Origin of the sequence: Streptomyces venezuelae, from assembly GCF_008642295.1 — a bacterium.
GTDB lineage: Bacteria > Actinomycetota > Actinomycetes > Streptomycetales > Streptomycetaceae > Streptomyces > Streptomyces venezuelae_C.
Window position 1 is genome coordinate 5,563,749 of sequence record NZ_CP029190.1, and the last position, 17,463, is coordinate 5,581,211.

Genomic DNA, 17,463 nt, shown 5'->3' on the forward strand with positions numbered 1-17,463 from the left:
CCGTCAGCCCTCCCGCGGTGGCTCGTCGTCAGTGCCCCGGCGCAGGGTGCGCAGCCCGCGCGCCGGGGTCCAGGCCCGGATCACCAGGTCGTCGCCATCGACCCCGATGTGGACCACCTCGGTCAGCTCGGCGCGGAACAGGTGGAACGGATGCTCGGTACCCGTCTCCTCCGCGAACCGGTGCTGCTCCGGCGGGTCGACGACCTCGACGGCCCGGCCGGAGATCCGGACGTCCCCGTCCGGCATGGTCTCGCCCGCCCCCGGGTTGGTGTGCAGCGCGAACCGCGGATCGCGCTGCAGGTCCTTCGCCTTCCGGGATTCCGGCATCATCCCGAGCCACAGCTCGCCGCCCCGGAACTCTGTGTTCAGCCCGGCCACCCGGGGCGATCCGTCCTTGCGGAGGGTGGCCAGGACATGGTGGGGGTACTGCGCGAAGCGGGCCCGTACCGTCGCCGCGAACTCGGGTTCCGCCTGCTCGAACGCTGCCCAGTTGTTCGTCGTCATACGGGTATCCAAGCCCAGGTTCCCCAGACCCGCGGGCGGCGCGCCGCCAAGGGCCGCTCCTACGGGAGCGTGCCGAGCTCCTCGATGTCGGACAGCATGGCAGCCGCCAGGTCGCGCTCGGAGGCGTAGTACCGCTCCGCCCACTTGAGGGTGAGCGCCGGGTACGCCCAGTCCGCCTCCCCGTGGGCCTCTTCCGCGTCGGCCACCGCCCGGCGGCGCATCGACTCCGCGTACTCCTGCTGCTGCAGGAGGACTTCGCGCATCTGCTCCGGTTCCAGCAGGTGGCCCAGCCAGAGCCGGAGCATCGGCCCGTGCTTGAGCACGGGCGGGTCGACCGGGGCTTCGCGGGCCCATTCCCGTACGGCGGCCAGCCCCTCGGGGGTGATCCGGTACACCCGTTTGTCGCGGCTGCCGGTCTCCTGGGCGACCATCCGGGACGAGGCGTAACCGGCCTGCTCCAGCCGTTTGAGCTCGCTGTAGATCTGGCTGAAGGACGGGCTCCAGTAGAAGAACCGCAGCGACCGGTCCGACCACTTCTTCAGGTCGTAGCCGGAGAGCTCCTCCCCGAAGGAGAGCAGCCCGAGCACTGCCCAGCTGGTCGCGGGGAGCGTGCGCCTGTTCGTCTCTTCTGCCACGCAGCGAAGTCTACGACCGGCCCCCGGCGGCCCCCTTCCCTCCGGCAGGAATGACTGCTAGAAGTATTCCTATTCGGAATATCGACGCATCGACGGACCAACGGAGGTCCCGTGAGCGCACTCGACGGCAAGGTGGTCCTGCTCACCGGCGCCGGCCGCGGCCAGGGCGCGGCCGAAGCGCGCCTCTGTGCGGCGGCCGGGGCCCGGGTCGTGCTCACCGACGTACGCGAGGAGGAAGGCCGGGCCGTCGCCGCCGAACTCGGCGGCCAGGGGCTGTTCCTCCGCCATGACGTGGCCGATCCGGCGAGCTGGGACAGCGTCGTCCGGGCCACCGTGGAAGCCTTCGGCACGGTCTCCGCCCTGGTCAACAACGCCGCCCTGTGGCACACCGCGCATGTGGAGGAGCAGAGCCCGGAGGGCTTCGAGCGGCTGTTCAGGGTCAACCTGCTCGGCCCCTTCCTCGGCATCCGGGCCGTCGCCCCGGTACTGCGGGCGGCCGGCGGCGGTTCGATCGTCAACATCTCCTCCACCGCCGGCCTGGTCGGCATCCCGGGCCACGCCGCCTACGGATCCACCAAATTCGGGCTCCGTGGCCTGACCCGCTCGGCCGCACTGGACCTGGGCGGGGACCGGATCCGGGTCAACTCGGTACACCCGGGGGCGATCGACACCCCGATGGTGGCGGACGCGGTGGCCGGCCGGGACTGGTCGCACCTGCCGCTGGCCCGGATGGGCCGCCCCGAGGAGGTCGGCGAACTGGTCCTGTTCCTCTGCTCGGACGCCTCCTCGTACATCACCGGCGCCGAGTTCACCGTGGACGGGGGGATGACCACCGCATGAGCGGCGATGCCCTCTCTCCCGCCGCCCGCGCGCCCGCGCCGCCTACCTCAGCCGCCCCGACCGGGTCAGCTGGTCCAACGGCCGCAGCACACAGCGGTCCAGCAGCAGCGAAGGGCTGATCAGGGTCGAGCCGACCTCGTGCCCCTCCTTGACACAGCCGTACGGGGAGCTGTGCACCATCCGGTCGCTGCCCACCGCCGAGATCCGGGCCGCCAGCGCCGACTTCCGGGCGCAGACCACCGCCGGCCCGCGCACCTCGTCCGTGAGCCGGCCGCCCTCGACCCGCCGCACCCACAGCAGCTCCAGCACCACCAGCCCCCGCACCGACCAGCCGCCCACCGGGGTGCCCAGCAGCCAGCCCGCGCCCATCCGCCGCAGCAGCTCCGCCGGCGGACATGCCCCCGGGGCGACCTCCAGCACGCTGCACCGGGGCAGTGCGGCCCCCGCCGGGCCCCGCCCGTGGCCGGTGCTCCGCCCGCCGCTCAGCCGCCGGGTCGCCCGGTGGGTCAGCAGCCCCGTCCAGAGTCCGTCCGCCAGCAGGGTGACCGGCCGGGCCGGGGTGCCCTCGTCGTCGCGCCGGTAGCTGCCCGCGTACGGGCGGGCGCCCGGCCGGTCCCGGACCGTCAGGGGGGCCGCGGTCCACCGGTCGCCCAGCCGCCGGTCGGTGCCGGCCGCCTGCGCGGCCAGGTAGTTGTCCGCCTCGCTGGTGTGCCCGAAGCACTCGTGGACGAACACCCCGGCCGCGGCCGGCGAGAGCAGCGCCGGCCCGGCCAGCGGCCCGTCCACCGGCACCCGCTGCGCCACCAGCTCCCGGTCCCTGCGCAACTGTCTTATCCCGTCCGGCAGTTCACGGGCCACATAGCCGCCGTCATAGGCCGCCACCCCCCACTGCGGGGTATGGCCGTGCCGGGCCGGACCCAGCCGGATGTGCACCCGTATCAGGCCGTCGGCCCGCTCCCGCCGCGCTATCGAGGCCGCCGGGCCGAACACCCCGGCCGCCTCCCGCAGCCCCGCCGCCAGCAGCTCGTCCACGGCCCGGCCGGCAGCCCCGCCCGTCGTCCGGTCGGCCACCGCTCAGCCGCCGCTCAGCCGGCTTATCGCGGCCCGGCAGCCGGCCAGCAGCCGCTCCCCGGCCGGCGTCGGCTCGGCCACCTCCAGCAGGTTCTTCTCCGCGGTCCGCAGCTGCTCCACCTTCTGCTGCCGGTACCGCTCCAACCGGTCGAGCTCCACCGGATCCCGCTCCACCGCCTGATGCCGCCAGGCCGCGTACGCATCGTTGATGAAGGACAGGATGCCGTGCAGGATGTGCCCCAGCGGGCGCTCCGCCCCGACGAACGGCGAATGGTGGGTGGCCTTCGGGTTCCGCACCAGCGCCACACAGTCCAGCACCCCGCTGAACCGCTGGTGGGTCCCCTCGTGCACCAGCGTCTGGGCCAGCATGTACGCCGGGCGCTCGCTGGTCAGCACCAGCCCGCGCAACCCGTGCACACTGAAGTTCAGCGGCTTCAGCCCCCGGTGGTTGCCCAGCGCGGCGAACGCCCGGATGTCCCGCCCGGCCAGCGCCAGCCCCTCCGGCCACTCGGCCGCCAGCAGGTCCGCCGCCGCCTGCAGCCGGGCCGCGAACGCCCCGGCCCGGGCCGCATCCAGCCGCACCGGCCACTCGTCGCCCTCCGCGACCCAGTCCAGCAGCAGCGAACCCCCGGCGAGTCCCGCACCCGTGACCACCGGAGCCGGCCCGTCCGGCGAGCCCAGCCGCACCACCGCCGGCGCCGCCCCCGGGTCGTACGCCAGGCAGTCCGCCAGCACCCGCAGCAGCCGCGCCGGGTCCACCGAGCGCGCCTCGGCCCGCCACACCCAGCCCGTCACCTCGGGCCGCAGCGCCCAGCGCAGGGCCGCATCCACATCCATGGCGTCCAGCAGCTCCCGCACCCGGGTCAGCGCCGGATCCGCCCGGTGTTCCCCGTCCAGCCGCTGCACCGCCCGCAGCACCCGCACCAGGTACTGCCGGGCCACCACCCGGTTCAGCTGCTCATTGGCCGCCACCGCCGCCGCGTCCTCGGCCAGCACGATCAGCGCCAGGTCCGGCAGCCCCGCCGCCGACCGGTCCGCCGCCAGGTCCTTCACCCTCATGCCCGTCCCCTTCCGTCCGCCGCCACGTCCGCCGCCACGTCCGCCGTGACGTCCCGCAACGCCCGTACCAGTGCCTCCTCCAGCCGCTGCGGGTCCTGCGGGCCCACCCCGGCCGGCGGCAGCGGCTCCCACCACGCCCGTTCCTCGGACAGCCGGCGGAGCAGCGGGCGCAGGTACCGGATCAGGGCGCTCTCCGCATTGCAGGAGAAGGAGACGCTGACCGAGCCCGCCGCCGAAGCTCCCTCCTCGGCACCCGCCGTCCCCTCGACCCCCTCGTGCGGGGCGAACACCGGCAGGTACAGCACATCGCCGGGCTCCAGCCGGACCCGGAACGGCTCCTCGGGCAGCCTTCCCGAGGGCACGAACCCCTTCACGTCCAGCATCCGCTTGCGCCGCCGGTCCGGGGAGGTGTGCTCCGGCAGCCCCACCAGCCAGTCCTTCGCACCCTGCTGCTGCACCACGAAGTTGTCGCTGTGGTCGAAATGGCAGCCGATGCCCGCACCCCCGCCCCGGGTCACCGACAGGTCTGCGGTGCACTCCCGCCACCCGAACCGGCCGGCCAGCACCGCACAGGCCGCATCCAGCGCGGGCAGCACGTGCTGCGCCTGGTTCACGAACAACACCTGCCCGTCCTCCCGCCGCCGGACCTCCGCCCCGGCCGGCTCCTCCCGGGCCAGCCGTGCTTCCAGCGCCTCGATCCGGTCCCAGTCCAGGGCGGGGGAGAGGAACTCGCTTCCGCAGCCCCGCCACACCACCGGCCGCCGGCGCCAGAAGGTCTCGTAGAACTCGCCGATGTCCAGTACGGCCCGCTCGGTCATCGCAGCCCCCAGTTCCGCAGCCGTGCCTCCAGGGATTCCCGCACCTTCGGCGCGAGTGATTCCGCCCGGCCCGCCAGGACGGCGACCAGCGCGTCGAACACCGGCCGGGTACCCCGCCCGACCACACAGCGGCCCGGCGCCGCCAGGTAGAGGGTCGGCTCCAGCGCCCAGTCGGCCGGGGCCTCCGCGTATTCGCGGAACGCGCACTGCACCCCGCCGTGCGCGGCGAACCCGGCCAGCCCCACCGCGAAGGTGGCCTCCGCCCCGGTGGCCACCGCCTGCGCCACCCCGACGGCCGCCTCGTGGTGCACCAGCGGCTCCACCCCGGCCAGCGGGGGCGGGGACCCGGCCACGAACCGGTGGAAGCACTCCGGCAGCAGCCGCCCGCGCCCGGCTGCCGAGAACGGCACGTCCCGGAACTCCCGGAACTCCGCCGAGGCCACGAACAGTTCGGCCACCTCGTTCGCGGTCTGCCCGGTCCGCTCACGGATCACCTCCAGCGAGCGGGCGAAGCCCCGGGCCAGCCCCGGGCCGGTCCCGGTGCCGCCGCTGACCACCTCGGAGCGGATGTTCCGCCCCACCAGGGCGAGTTCGCGGACGTCCACCCGGGAGAAGGCGGCGACCAGCTCCGGGGCCAGGCCCAGCCGCGGATCGGCCGGCCCGTGCTCGATGAACGCGGCCCGTACCTCCTTGTCGTACAGCAGCCGGTCCAGTACCGCGAGGATCCGGTCGTGCCGGTCGTGGTCAGCGGACACCGGCACGGGCCTCCTCCTGCCAGGCACGGACCAGCGCGAACAGCCGCTCGGCGTTCGGCCGCGACTTCGGCACCAGCTCGCCCGCCGCATCGAAGTTCGGGTCCTCGTAGGTGACCCCGGTCAGCCGGGGCATCCGCGGCAGCAGATGGGCCAGCAGGGTCAGCTGCTCGTCGAGCAGCACCCCGTGGTGCAGGTCCCGGAACCGGCCGTCGACGATCTGGCAGCCCGACAGGTGCACCTCGTGGCACCGGTCCAGCGGCAGCGCCTCCAGCCCCTCGAACATGCGCTCCCCGGTCCGCCCCATCAGCCACTGGTAGGCGAGGATGTGCCCGATGTCGATGGTGGCGAGGGCGCCGGTCTCGCGGATCACCGTGTCGAAGAAGGCGAACGCGTCCATGGTCCCGACCAGGAAGCTGCCGCCCTCGGTGAACCCGGGGAACTCCACCGACAGCGGGGCGTCCAGCCGCCGCACCCACTCGCCGACATGGCCGATGCACCGGCGCAGCCCCTCGGCCGTCAGCACCGGGGGCATCGGGTACGGCAGACTGCGCCCGCCCAGCGACCAGATGCCGAGGTCCTCGATGACCCAGCGGAAGCCGTAGCGCTCGATCAGCGCATTGGTGAACTCCGCGACGGCTTCCTTCCCGTACTCCTCCGGGCTGCCCGTGTTCAGCATGGTGTGGTGGAAGGCACGCGGCCGGTCCGCCCCGAACAGGCCGAACAGCCGGTCGTAGGCCGGGAAGTAGCGGTCCGGCTCCAGCGGGCCGTAGTCGATCGGCTGGAAGGCCACGAACATGTAGTCGTAGTCCTGTGCGTGCCGGCCGAGGAAGGCCGCCACCTGGTCCGTGGGCCGGCCCTCCCCGGATTTCTCGAAGCCGATCCGCTCGCCCCACACCAGGTCCATGCCCAGCCCGAGACCGAGCCGCTCCGTTGCCGCGGCGTCCATCAGATGCCCCCTTCCACTTCGAGCAGGCGTTTCTCCACCATCCGGGAGAGCCACCGGCGGGCCCCCGGTCCGTCTCCGGTCAGCCGCCCGTCCCCGGCCCGGGCCACCCCCGGCGGCAGCGCGGCCATCCGCGGCCACGCCAGGTCCGCCAGGAACCACTGCGTCCGTACGACGTCCAGCGCGACCCCGAACCGCGGCCGGACCGGCGCCCCCGCATCCACCAGGGCAGCCGCCGGGGCGGCCCCGGCCCCTGCCTCCGGCCGCTGCGCCAGGTCGGGCCGGCTCGACCGTTCCGCGTCGGGCACGGCCTCCACCCCCATCCGCAGCAGCCGCTGCCGGGCCTCCTCGGTGGCCTCCGGGTCCAGCAGGGCGCCACCGACCCGCCCGGCGGCGAAGGCCAGCCCCTCATTGGTGACCAGGTACTCGTCGTACTGGTCGTACTGGTCGTGTTCGCCGTGCTCGTCCCCGGCGGTGTCCGGGTGGGCCCGCCGGCTCTCCCACAGATGGCTGCCCGGCTCGGCGACCAGCAGCTGCATCGTGTCCAGGCCCATGTCCGAGGGATGCCGCCGGATGACCTCGACGGTGTCCCGGTACCCCTGTTCGGCCCCCGGATGCGGAAAGCCGTCCATGAACGACAGGTTGGTGGTGATCCCCGCCGCGGTCAGATTGGCCACCGCCCGCTCGGCGTGCCGGGCGTCCTGGCCCTTGCGCAGCGAGTCGAGGATGCCCTGCGCATCGGTCTCGTACCCCGCCGACATCTGGACGCACCCCAGGGCGTGGAGCTGCTCGCAGAACGCCGGGTCGGCCAGCTCCGGTTCGAGCCGGGCCCGGACCCGGAAGGTCAGCGCCGCGCCGCGGTCGCGGACCGCGCGCATCACCCGCATCAGATGCCGGAGTCCGGTGTTCTCGTCGGTGACCGCCACATCGGTGATGCCCAGCCGGGCGGCCAGCTCGACCAGATGGCCCGCCGCGACCTCCGGGGAAACCTGCTGGAAGGCCCGGGCGTCGTGGTAGCGGTTGCCGTACGAGCAGAAGGTGCACTTGCCCCAGAAGCAGCCGACGGTCAGCCGGTAGGGGAACTGGTGGGCCTGGTTGCTGTAGTCGGCGAAGTCGAACTGGCCGAAGTCCGGCATGGGCTGCTCGTTCAGGACGAAGCCGTCCGCGAGACCCGGCTCGTGCGGGGCTGCGTCCGGTGCGCCCGGGCCGTCCGGTGCCTCCGGGCCGTCGAGGATCCGGCCGAGGTAGTCCTCGCCGTGGCCCAGGCACCAGTGGTCCACGTGCCGGGCCGCCGCCACACTGCGGCGCAGCAGCCGCGCCCACATCTGCACGGTCGGCCCGCCGACCATGATCCGCAGGTCCGGGCGCTGCCGCTTGAGCAGGCTGCACAGGGCGAGGGTGGGCACCAGCTGGCTGAAGAAGGGGACGGAGAAGGCCAGGACCCGGGGCCGGTGCCGGTCCAGCAGCTCCGCGAGCCGGGCCGCGCCCCAGCGGGCCGACCAGCCGGTGCTGCCGACCTCGACGAGCCGGTCCATCCGGGACAGCGGGAAGGGACCGGGCACCATCCAGCCGTCCTCGGTGGCCTGCTGGGTGACGTACCGGACGATGGCGCGGATGGCCACCTCCTGGTCGAAGCCGGAGGTCCGGTCGCGGGACCGGTCGAGCAGCCGCTGGCCGTGGTCCTCCCGGTAGCGCTCGCTGATCCGGCGGAAGGCCTCCTTGGCGGAGCCCGGGCCGGCGCCGGGCCCGGGGCCCGGGCCGGCCGGTGCCGCCTTGGCGGCCGACCGCCGGCGGATCACCGCGGTCCGGTACTCCAGGTTGAGATCGCGGCAGACCGGCCGGTAGCCGCGGGCGGTCCAGGCGGCGGCGAGCTGGGGCAGGGCGAGGTAGGGGAACTGCACGGCCTCGCTCACCGGCGGCATCACCAGCAGGACGTCACTGCCGTGGTCCGGGCCGCTCACACCGGCTCCCCGGACGGTATTCCGGGCGGCATTCCGGACGGTGCCGTATGCGCCGGCCCGGTCAGCCGGTCCAGCAGCGCCAGCCGGCCGGCCGCCTCGGCAGCGGTGTCCGTGTCGCCGCACTGCCGCGCAAGCACCCGCAGGGTCCGCCACACCCCGGCCCGCAGCGGCAACTCCTTGGCCAGGCCGTGGAGTTCGGCCAGGGCCGGGCCGTTGCCGTCCAGTCGCGCGGTGGCCCGTACCGCCATGATCCGGGCATGCATCGCGAGGGTGTCCCGGCCGTCCACGGCGATCGCCTCGCGGAGCCAGTCCCGGGCCGTGCGGTGGCCGCCCCGGGCATAGTGGGCGATCCCGATCTTGTACGCGAGCCAGCTCGACCGGTATCCGCCGGCCGCAGCCCTCCCGTAGTACTCCTCCGCCGCGCCCGGGTCCTCGGCGGCCAGCGCCAGCCCGCGCAGGGCCACCGCCACTCCGGCGGCCTCCGGCGGCCCGCCGGACCCGGCCGCCCGGCCGTCCGCCGGACCGTCCGGCAGTGCTCCGCCCCGGTGGACGGTCAGCATCAGGTCCTCCGGCCACGGAGTCGACGGCAGGAAGGAGGAGGTACGGGCGTTCAGGCCGAGCCGGGCAGCGACGTCCGTACCGACCCGGCGGAACTCCCCGGGCAGGAAACCGGACCGGGTGGACCAGGTCATCGCCGACAGCTCACCGCCGCAGGCGCCGACCAGCTCGGCCAGCTCCTCCACCGAGTGATCGGCCCGGCCGTGCTCGTCCATCAGCCAGTCCAGGTCGATGTCCGCCACCACGTCCCCAGTGACGTGGGCCGCCAGATGCCGGGGCAGCAGATCGGGGGGCACCACGGCCAGCCGTACCCCGCACAGCCGCACGGCCAGGCAGCAGTCCGTGGTGTGCGGGTGGACGGGGGCGCCCCCGGTGGCGATCAGCGAGACGGAGTCGACCGCGGTCCGCGCCCAGCCCTCGTGGGAGGTCCAGCTGGGCACCCAGACGAGGTCGGTGAGCCCGCCCGCGATGGCCGCGGCCGACCAGAAGTCGTCCAGCCCGAACGCGCCGGGCACCCCGCGCACCGGGAGCCGCCGCAGCAGACCGGCCGGGTCCGCGCCGTGCGCGGCGGCGTGCCGCAGGGCGGCCTCGCCGCCCGGGGCGAGCGGTTTGAGGTCGAGGTGGCGGTCGAAGCACACGACGGTGCGGTCCCGGTAGCGGCCCTCCGGCCAGAGGGCGGCCACCTCGCCGTGCTCCTCGAAGAGGTCAACGTGTCCCGGCATTCTCGCCCTGTTCCGCGGGATCGGCCCGGCCGGGTCCCCGCTGGTCCGGTACTCCGTCGTCGGCGGCCGGGGCCGGCCCCGAGGTGAAGCGCCGGGCGTCCGTGCTGAGCATCGTCAGCACGGTGGTCACGATCACCAGCCCGCCGGCCCACAGCATGATCGCCTCGACCTCGAAGAACCGCAGCAGGGCCGCGCCCAGCAGCTGGCCGAGGGGGAGGGAGGCGAAGGAGAAGAAGAAGTCGGCGGAAAAGGCCCGGCCGTGCAGCCGCTCCGGCACCTCCCGGCGCAGGCCCGCCATCTTCACCACGTCGAAGGCCTGTTGGCCGACCCCGCCCACCACGAACGCGGCCATCAGCAGCAGCACCGAGCCGGTCAGGACGGGCGCCAGGGCGGTCAGGCCGAACAGCGCGAGCAGCGCCAGCGCGACCAGGCCGCGCCGGCCGCCGCGGATCCGGCCGCCGAGGAAGGCCCCGGCGACGGTGCCGGCCGCGAAGGAGCCGAGGACGAGGGCGTAGACGGTGGCGGAGTGCTCCCGTTCGATGATGAGCACCGGCAGGGCGACCATCCAGGGCCCGACGGCGAACAGCACATGGACCACGGCCAGTACCTGGACGTATCGCAGCCAGCGGATCCGCCAGAGCACCCCCAGCCCGCCGAGGGCGGACCGCAACAGCGGCTCGTCGTCTTCCTGTTCGCCGTCCCCCGGTCCGCCGTCCCCGGCCTTCAGGTCCGCCTGCCCGTCGGCCTTCTGCTCGGCGGCCTTCTCCCCGGCCCGCCGGGCGGCGCTGTACCGGCCGCCGGCCCAGCGGGTGGCCGCGGCGGAGAGTCCGAAGGCGAGAGCGGCGGCCAGGGCGCCCACGGAGGGGCTGAACAGGGCGATCAGTGCGGCGGCAAAGGTCGGGCCCACGATGCCGGAGAGGTTCCGCATGCCTTCGAGCAGCCCGTAGGCGGCGGTGATCCGGCTCTCCTCGGCGGCTTCCGCCTCCGCTGAGCGGGGGTTGAGGTCCGGATTGCGGGGAAGGATGCGGGGGGCGATGACGAGCAGGGCCGGCTCGCTGACCGCCTCACAGAGCCCGATGACCACGGCCACGGCCAGGACCAGGGCGTCCAGGTTTCCGTCCCAGAACAGGGCGAGCGCGATCAGTGCGCCCACCCGGGTGGCATCAGCGCTCACCGCGGCGATGACCGGATCAATTCGGTCCAGTACGGCACCGCTGAACAACACCACGCCGCCGAGCGCAAGGAATCGGGCGGCGAATGCGGCGCCGATCGTTTCCGCGGGAGTTCCCGCCTGCGCAGCGGAAACCACCACGATAATCGGAAAAAGCGCGTCGCCGAGCAGGGAGACCGCCTGCCCGAAACAAAGCGCTGCGAACCGCCGGTGGCCGAGCAGCTCAAGATATATTCTCACCGGGAACGGGAAGCCTTTCGGGTGAGGCGGCGCACCGCCGGCCCCGGGTGGCGAACCGCACCGGGGCCGGCGGTGATCGGGTCAGTTCTTGAAGCGGAAGGCGTGGAAGGCCACGCCCTCGTCCAGGTCCTCGGCCTCGAGGACTTCCAGGCTGTCGAGGGACTCGATGTCCTCGATGATGGTCTGTTCGTTCACGGACTCGCCCATAATTCCTCCGATAAGGAAGAGAGAACCGATAAGCGGACGCCTATCGCATGTGAGCGGTAGTGAGTCTATTGATGCCGCTTCGCGGTGGTAAAGGGCGCAATTCAACTTGGCCGGAACGAGGCCTGGCGGTTGCCCGGTGGTGCAAAATGAAACTTTTGCCCACCGGGCTGACCTGGTTCAACATCGGATGAAATACGGCGTCCGCATTCCGGCGACGCCCGGCTGGCCGGATCCGTGTGCGGGGGCGCATGCGGGTGTCCGGAACAAGCTCCCCGCAACCGCCCCGGCGGCGCCCCCGCAAAACGCCTGGCCCGGCCGCCCGGCCGCCGCCTAGGCTCGTGCCCCATGAACATCAAGGCCACCAAGGCCACCAAGGCCACCACGACCCTCTGGCGTCCCACCGGCCCGGCCGAGCTGGACCTGGTCCGCGCCCTCGACTGGCGGGCCTGGCCGCCCCGGCTCCCGGAGCAGCCGATCTTCTACCCGGTCCTCAACGAGGACTACGCGATCCGTATCGCCCGCGACTGGAACGTCAAGCACAGCGGCGCGGGCTTCGTGACCCGCTTCGAGGTGGACTCCGCCTTTGTCTCCCGCTACCCGGTGCAGCAGGCCGGCGGGCAGACGATCCTCGAGCTGTGGGTACCCGCGGAGGAGCTGGACGAGTTCAACGCGCATATCGTCGGCCGCATCGAGCTGGTCCACGAGTTCCGCTGACGGCCGCTGCCGTGGCGGTTGCCGCGGCTTACTGGCCCACGCGGCCGTCGACCCGCTCGCGCAGCAGGTCGGCATGGCCGCAGTGGCGTGCGTACTCCGTGATCTGCATGACCACGATGTCGCGGATCTGCACGTCCCCGGCGGGTCTGGCGCCGAGGTCGGCGAAGCCGGCGATGAACCGGTCGGTCAGCTCCCGCTCGGCCCGCCACTGCCGCCACGCGTCCGCCACCACCTCCGGGTCGGCGGTCGCGCCGTTCCAGTCGCCGTCGCGGTCCTCGGCGGTGCGGTAGATCCTGGGAGAGTCCTGGCCGGCCAGCCGGCGGAAGTGCCGCTCGTCCTCGGCCATGTGCCGCACCAGCCCGAGCAGGGACATCGTGGACGGCGGTACGGCGCGCCGGGCCAGCTGGTCGGCGTCCAGGCCGGCGCACTTCATCTCCAGCGTGAGGCGGAAGTGCCGCAGGCTGTCGAGCAGGGTGCTGCGTTCGTCGACGGTCTCCGGTCCGCTCTCCCGCGGGTCCTCGTCCGCGTCGACCCACATGTCGGTGTGGACGGTCGCCTGCGTCCACCGGTTCGCCGTCTGTTCCTCTGTATCCATGCGCGCATGGTCGTGCGCTTCCCCGCCACCCGCCACCGAATAACCGGCCTCAGTCCGGGCGGCGGACGGCGATCCGCAAGGCCACGGAGTACTGCTCCTCGACCTCACCGGAGGGGAACCGGGCGGCCAGCAGCGCCCGTTCCGCCGCGAGGAACTCCTCGCCCTCGGGGCCCACGGTCAGGAACAGCGAGTGGGTGGAGAGTTTGGCCAGGTGGGTGCCGATCGGGATACGTCGGGACCAGGTGAGGGTGTGGTCGCTGAAGCCGAGGCCGAGATCTGTGTCGGGCACGGTGTGGTCGGCGATGTACCAGCCCTCGCCGAACCGGGCCGTCAGCCGGGCGTTCTGCTCGGCGATCCATGGCACCGACACGTCCGGCTCGTTCCAGAACAGCGCGAGCGCGCCGCCGGGGCGGAGCACCCGGGCGGCCTCCGGGACGGACCGGGCCGGGTCGGTCCAGTGGAAGGACTGCGCGTACGTCAGGAAGTCCAGCGAACCGTCCCGCAGCGGCAGCCGGTTGCCGTCCCCCCGCACCACCGGTACGCCGGGCAGCCGCCGCCGGAACTCCACCGCCATGCCCTCACCGGGCTCGACCCCCACCACCCGGGCCCCGCGGTCCCGCAACTGGGCGGTGGCGATGCCGGTGCCGGCGCCGACGTCGGCGACCCGGGCGTCGCGCAGGGCGCGCCCGGAGACCTGCTCCAGGGTGTCGAACAGGGGGGCCGGGTAAGGGGGCCGGTAGGTGCCGTAGCGGGCGGCGGCCCGGCTGAAGGACCGGGCGCGGATCTCGCTGGAGGGCCTTGTCATACCCACCATCCTGCCTTCGGCGGTGCAGCCGGAGTAGTGGGCCGAAACCTGAACCACCGGACATGCCTCAGGGCAGCAGCAGGTCCGCCCGGCAGGCCGACGGGGTGCCCCACGCATCGCGGAGGGGGCGGGACTTGCGGAGCCAGAGGGACAGGTCCAGTTCCTCCGTGTAGCCCACCGCGCCGTGCAGCTGCAGTGCCGTCGCCGCCGCCCGGTACGCCGCCCCGCCCGCCGCCAGCTTCGCCGCCGCCACATCCCGCCGGTCCAGCCGCACCGCCCCCGCCCAGACCAGCGGCCTGGCGAACTCCAGGCCCAGCAGGGTGTCCGCCAGCCGGTGCTTCACCGCCTGGAAGCCGCCGACCGGCGCCCCGAACTGGGTGCGCTGCTTCACGTAGTCGACCGTACGCGCCAGCAGCGCCTCCCCGACGCCCAGGCACTGCGCGGCGGTCAGCAGCCTGGCCCAGCACAGCGCGGTCCCGGCCGCGGCCCGCACCCGCGGCCCGGCGGCCAGCACTTCGCCCCCGGCCGGCAGGACCGACAGTCGCCGGGCCGGGTCCGTCGACGGCAGGGCCGGCCCGGGGCCCGGCGCCAGCCGGAGTTCGTCCCCCTCGACCGCGAACCGGTACCCGGCCCCGGCCGCCTCCGCGTCCAGTGCGTACGGGCCGCCGCCCGGCAGGACCAGCGTGGCCACCGCCTCGCCCGCCGCCAGCGCCGGCAGGAACCGCCCGGCCAGCGTGTCGTCGCCGAGCTCCGAGATCAGCACGGCCGCCGCCGCGGTCTCCACCACCGGCCCCGGCATCCCGGCCCGGCCCAGTTCCACGAAGGCCAGGGCCAGTTCCACCGGAAGCGGCCCGAGGCCCTCGTACTGCTCGGGCACCGGCAGCGCGAACAGCCCGGTGCCGGCCAGCTTCCGCCACACCTCCAGCCCCGGCGCCGGGTCGCCGGCCCCCCAGCGGCGGACCGCCGCCGGCAGATCGGCGGCACCGAGCAGCCGGTGCAGCGTACGGGCGAACTCCAGCTGTTCCCCGGTCGGCAGGAAGCGCATCAGCGGCGGCCCTTCGGAAGGCCGAGCAGCCGCTCGGCGATGATGTCGCGCTGGATCTCGTTGGTCCCCGCGTAGATCGGCCCGGCCAGGGAGAAGAGCCACGGCTCGGCCCACTCCCCGTCCGCCCGCTCGGCCTCCGGGCCGAGCAGGTCCAGGGCGGTCTCGTGGAGCGCGATGTCGTACTCCGACCAGAACACCTTGTTCAGGCTGGACTCCGCACCGATCACCTCGCCCGCTGCGAACCGGGCGGCGTTGGCCCAGGTGAACAGCTCGTACGCGCGGGCCCCGGCCACCGCGTCGGCCACCCGGTCGCGCAGTGCGGTGTCGGCGGGGTCGGCCGTGGACCGCCAGAGCGCGGCCAGCCGTTCCGCCGCCGCCAGGAACCGGCCGGGGGAGCGCAGGGTCAGTCCGCGTTCGTTGCCGGTGGTGGACATGGCGATCCGCCAGCCCTGGCCCGGTTCCCCGATCACGTCCTCGTCCGGGACGAACACCTCGTCGAGGAAGAGCTCGGCGAAGGCCGGCTTGCCGTCGAGGCGGCCGATGGGCCGGACCGCCACCCCGGGCGCCCGCAGGTCGAACATCAGGTAGGTGAGCCCCTGGTGCGGCCGGGCCGCCCCGGGGTCGGTGCGGAAGATCCCGAAGGCGCGGTCGGCGAAGGCGGCCCGGGACGACCAGGTCTTCTGCCCGGACAGCAGCCAGCCGCCCTCGGTCCGTACCGCCTTCGAGGTCAGGGAGGCGAGGTCGGAGCCGGCCTCCGGTTCCGACCACGCCTGGGCCCAGACGACCTCGCCGCTTGCCATGGACGGCAGCACCCGGGCCCGCTGCTCCGGGGTGCCGTGGTCGAAGAGGGTCGGGGCCAGCAGGTTGATGCCGTTCTGGGAGACCCGGCCGGGGGCCCCGGCCGCGTAGTACTCCTCCTCGAACAGCAGCCAGCCGAAGATGTCGGCGCCCCGGCCGCCGTACTCGGCCGGCCAGGACACCACCGACCAGCGGCCGGCGTACAGCTCCGCCTCCCACTCCCGGTGCGCCGCAAAGCCCTCCGCCGTCTCCAGCGAGGGCAGCGGGGCGGCCGGGACGTGCGCATGCAGCCAGTCCCGGGCCTCCGCCCGCAGGGCCTCGGCCGCCGGCGTGTGGGTCAGGTCCATCGGGTCCTCGCCTCCTTCCCTAACAAGTGTTTGGTAGGTTAACGTACCGCCATGAGCAGCGTCGAGGAGTTCCTCGGCCTTCCCGAGGAGGTACGGGCGTGAACGAGCCGGACTACGTCCCCGGGCACGGCCTGCTGCGCGACCGGTCGGCCGTCATCACCGCCGCGGCCGGTGCCGGCATCGGCGGCGCCACCGCCCGCCGCTTCCTGGAGGAGGGCGCCCGGATCGTCATCGGCGATGCGCACGCCCGCCGGCTGAAGGAGACCGAGGAGGCCCTCGCCGCCGAGTTCGGCGCCGGCCAGGTCACCTCACTGCCGTGCGACGTGACCGACGAGCAGCAGGTCCAGGCGCTGTTCGCGCTGGCCGAACAGACCCACGGAGCCCTCGACATCGTGGTCAACAACGCCGGGCTCGGCGGCACCGCCGCCCTCGCCGACATGACCGACGAGCAGTGGTCCAAGGTCCTCGACGTCACCCTGAACGGCACCTTCCGCTGCACCCGGGCCGCCCTGCGCTCCTTCCGGCGGACCGGCTCCGGCGGGGTCATCGTCAACAACGCCTCGGTCATCGGCTGGCGGGCCCAGACCGGCCAGGCGCACTACGCCGCCGCCAAGGCCGGGGTGATGGCCCTCACCCGCTGCGCGGCCCTGGAAGCCGCCGAGTTCGGGGTCCGCGTGAACGCGGTCGCACCCAGCCTGGCGATGCACCCGCACCTGGTGAAGGTCACCAGCGCGGAACTGCTGGAGCAACTGACGGCCCGTGAGGCCTTCGGCCGGTACGCGGAACCCTGGGAGGTCGCCAACGTGATCGTCTTCCTCGCCAGCGGCTACTCCTCCTATATGACCGGCGAGACCGTCTCCGTCAGCAGCCAGCACGCCTAGTGCTGTGACCGGAAACGTTCACCGGCCCGCGGCGCCCGGCACGGCACCTCGCCGCGTTGTCGGGCCACGCAAGTACGTCCAGTACGAGCCGTGGCCCTCCGCCTTGCGATGCACCGCACCGGACGCCGCGGGCCCACCGGCAAAAGCTCCCGGCCACAGCACTAGCACAATGGCCGGGTGCCAACGAACAAGAAGAAGCCCCAGGTGACCGCCTCGCCCGAGCGGCGGCGGGAACTCCTCGACACCGCCGCCGAGGTGTTCGCCGCGCAGGGCTACAACGCCACCACCGTCCGCAAGATCGCCGACGCGGCCGGCATGCTGGCCGGCAGTCTCTACTACCACTTCGATTCCAAGGAATCGATGCTGGACGAGATCCTCTCCGCCTTCCTGAACGAACTGTGGGAGGGCTACGACGCGGTGCTCGCCGCGGGGCTCGGCCCCAGGGAGACCATCGAGGCCCTCGTCACCGAGTCCTTCCGGGAGATCGACCGGCACCGCGCCGCCGTTGCGATCTACCAGAAGGAATCCCGCACCCTGTCCTCGCAGCCCCGCTTCCACTACCTCTCGGACTCCCAGGTGAAGTTCGAGAAGGCATGGCTGGGAACGCTGGAGCGCGGGGTCGCCGCCAAGGTCTTCCGGGCCGACCTGGACATCCGCCTCACCTACCGCTTCGTGCGCGACACGGTGTGGGTCGCGGCCTCCTGGTACCGGCCGGGCGGACAGCACAGCCCCGAGGAGATCGCCCGCCAGTACCTGTCGATGGTGCTGGACGGGATCGCCGTCCGTACGTAACC

19 protein-coding genes are annotated in these 17,463 nt (G+C 73.5%); 4 read left to right on the top strand and 15 right to left on the bottom strand.

Annotation, left to right across the window (positions count from 1 at the left end; translation table 11 throughout):
• Nucleotides 1–3: 3 nt before the first annotated feature.
• Both DEJ50_RS25030 and DEJ50_RS25035 read right to left on the bottom strand, forming a co-directional pair.
• Nucleotides 4–504, bottom strand: coding sequence for a pyridoxamine 5'-phosphate oxidase family protein (locus DEJ50_RS25030; RefSeq protein ID WP_150210356.1), 501 nt, complete (start codon nt 502–504; stop codon nt 4–6).
• Between the two features lie 59 nt (nt 505–563).
• Nucleotides 564–1,139: a PadR family transcriptional regulator gene (locus tag DEJ50_RS25035; RefSeq protein ID WP_150210357.1), complete on the bottom strand. Its 576-nt coding sequence runs from the start codon at nt 1,137–1,139 to the stop codon at nt 564–566.
• Nucleotides 1,140–1,250: 111 nt separating this feature from the next.
• On the opposite strand from DEJ50_RS25035, the gene DEJ50_RS25040 reads away from it, so the two are divergent.
• On the top strand, nt 1,251–1,979 hold the full coding sequence (locus DEJ50_RS25040) for an SDR family NAD(P)-dependent oxidoreductase (protein WP_150210358.1): 729 nt from the start codon (nt 1,251–1,253) through the stop codon (nt 1,977–1,979).
• A 42-nt stretch (nt 1,980–2,021) separates the two neighbouring features.
• On the opposite strand, the gene DEJ50_RS25045 is transcribed toward DEJ50_RS25040, so the two are convergent.
• From DEJ50_RS25045 to DEJ50_RS35280, 9 genes are all read right to left on the bottom strand, one after another.
• Nucleotides 2,022–3,050 (bottom strand): metallopeptidase TldD-related protein, encoded by a 1,029-nt coding sequence (locus tag DEJ50_RS25045; RefSeq protein WP_150210359.1) that lies wholly within the window; start codon nt 3,048–3,050, stop codon nt 2,022–2,024.
• A 3-nt stretch (nt 3,051–3,053) separates the two neighbouring features.
• Complete coding sequence (locus DEJ50_RS25050) at nt 3,054–4,109, bottom strand: aKG-HExxH-type peptide beta-hydroxylase (protein ID WP_150210360.1); 1,056 nt, start codon at nt 4,107–4,109, stop codon at nt 3,054–3,056.
• Complete coding sequence (locus DEJ50_RS25055; RefSeq protein ID WP_150212348.1) at nt 4,106–4,927, bottom strand: JmjC domain-containing protein; 822 nt, start codon at nt 4,925–4,927, stop codon at nt 4,106–4,108. Before DEJ50_RS25055 ends, DEJ50_RS25050 begins: the two co-directional genes overlap by 4 nt.
• Nucleotides 4,924–5,682, bottom strand: coding sequence for a hypothetical protein (locus DEJ50_RS34080; RefSeq protein WP_190344680.1), 759 nt, complete (start codon nt 5,680–5,682; stop codon nt 4,924–4,926). Before DEJ50_RS34080 ends, DEJ50_RS25055 begins: the two co-directional genes overlap by 4 nt.
• Nucleotides 5,672–6,628: a DUF692 family multinuclear iron-containing protein gene (locus tag DEJ50_RS25065; protein WP_150210361.1), complete on the bottom strand. Its 957-nt coding sequence runs from the start codon at nt 6,626–6,628 to the stop codon at nt 5,672–5,674. Before DEJ50_RS25065 ends, DEJ50_RS34080 begins: the two co-directional genes overlap by 11 nt.
• A complete protein-coding gene (locus DEJ50_RS25070) occupies nt 6,628–8,586 on the bottom strand; it encodes a B12-binding domain-containing radical SAM protein (protein ID WP_150210362.1) in 1,959 nt (652 codons plus the stop codon). The genes DEJ50_RS25065 and DEJ50_RS25070 overlap by 1 nt, the downstream gene beginning before the upstream one ends.
• Nucleotides 8,583–9,866 (bottom strand): hypothetical protein, encoded by a 1,284-nt coding sequence (locus tag DEJ50_RS25075; protein ID WP_150210363.1) that lies wholly within the window; start codon nt 9,864–9,866, stop codon nt 8,583–8,585. Before DEJ50_RS25075 ends, DEJ50_RS25070 begins: the two co-directional genes overlap by 4 nt.
• Nucleotides 9,850–11,277 carry an MFS transporter gene (locus DEJ50_RS25080; protein WP_150210364.1) on the bottom strand — a complete coding sequence of 476 codons (1,428 nt, stop codon included), beginning with the start codon at nt 11,275–11,277 and terminating at the stop codon, nt 9,850–9,852. The genes DEJ50_RS25075 and DEJ50_RS25080 overlap by 17 nt, the downstream gene beginning before the upstream one ends.
• Before the next feature lie 81 nt (nt 11,278–11,358).
• Nucleotides 11,359–11,484 (bottom strand): hypothetical protein, encoded by a 126-nt coding sequence (locus DEJ50_RS35280; protein WP_263399214.1) that lies wholly within the window; start codon nt 11,482–11,484, stop codon nt 11,359–11,361.
• A gap of 345 nt (nt 11,485–11,829) precedes the next feature.
• Here DEJ50_RS35280 and DEJ50_RS25085 point away from each other — a divergent pair, with 345 nt between their 5' ends.
• Complete coding sequence (locus tag DEJ50_RS25085) at nt 11,830–12,198, top strand: hypothetical protein (RefSeq protein ID WP_150210365.1); 369 nt, start codon at nt 11,830–11,832, stop codon at nt 12,196–12,198.
• Between the two features lie 28 nt (nt 12,199–12,226).
• Here the strand turns inward: DEJ50_RS25085 and DEJ50_RS25090 are convergent, their stop codons facing one another.
• The 4 genes from DEJ50_RS25090 to DEJ50_RS25105 all read right to left on the bottom strand — a co-directional run bounded on the left by DEJ50_RS25090 (nt 12,227) and on the right by DEJ50_RS25105 (nt 15,788).
• Nucleotides 12,227–12,793 carry a DinB family protein gene (locus DEJ50_RS25090; protein ID WP_223837904.1) on the bottom strand — a complete coding sequence of 189 codons (567 nt, stop codon included), beginning with the start codon at nt 12,791–12,793 and terminating at the stop codon, nt 12,227–12,229.
• Nucleotides 12,794–12,842: 49 nt separating this feature from the next.
• On the bottom strand, nt 12,843–13,598 hold the full coding sequence (locus DEJ50_RS25095; RefSeq protein ID WP_150210366.1) for a class I SAM-dependent methyltransferase: 756 nt from the start codon (nt 13,596–13,598) through the stop codon (nt 12,843–12,845).
• A gap of 67 nt (nt 13,599–13,665) precedes the next feature.
• The gene (locus DEJ50_RS25100; protein WP_150210367.1) at nt 13,666–14,643 is read right to left on the bottom strand and encodes an acyl-CoA dehydrogenase family protein; all 978 of its coding nucleotides are present in this window, start codon (nt 14,641–14,643) and stop codon (nt 13,666–13,668) included.
• A complete protein-coding gene (locus DEJ50_RS25105; protein WP_150210368.1) occupies nt 14,643–15,788 on the bottom strand; it encodes an acyl-CoA dehydrogenase family protein in 1,146 nt (381 codons plus the stop codon). The genes DEJ50_RS25100 and DEJ50_RS25105 overlap by 1 nt, the downstream gene beginning before the upstream one ends.
• A 98-nt stretch (nt 15,789–15,886) precedes the next feature.
• Between DEJ50_RS25105 and DEJ50_RS25110 the strand changes: the two genes are divergently transcribed.
• Entirely contained in the window at nt 15,887–16,669 is a 783-nt protein-coding gene (locus DEJ50_RS25110; RefSeq protein ID WP_150210369.1) for an SDR family oxidoreductase, read from the top strand.
• A gap of 177 nt (nt 16,670–16,846) precedes the next feature.
• The gene (locus DEJ50_RS25115) at nt 16,847–17,461 is read left to right on the top strand and encodes a TetR/AcrR family transcriptional regulator (protein WP_150210370.1); all 615 of its coding nucleotides are present in this window, start codon (nt 16,847–16,849) and stop codon (nt 17,459–17,461) included.
• The last annotated feature ends 2 nt before the right edge of the window (nt 17,462–17,463 follow it).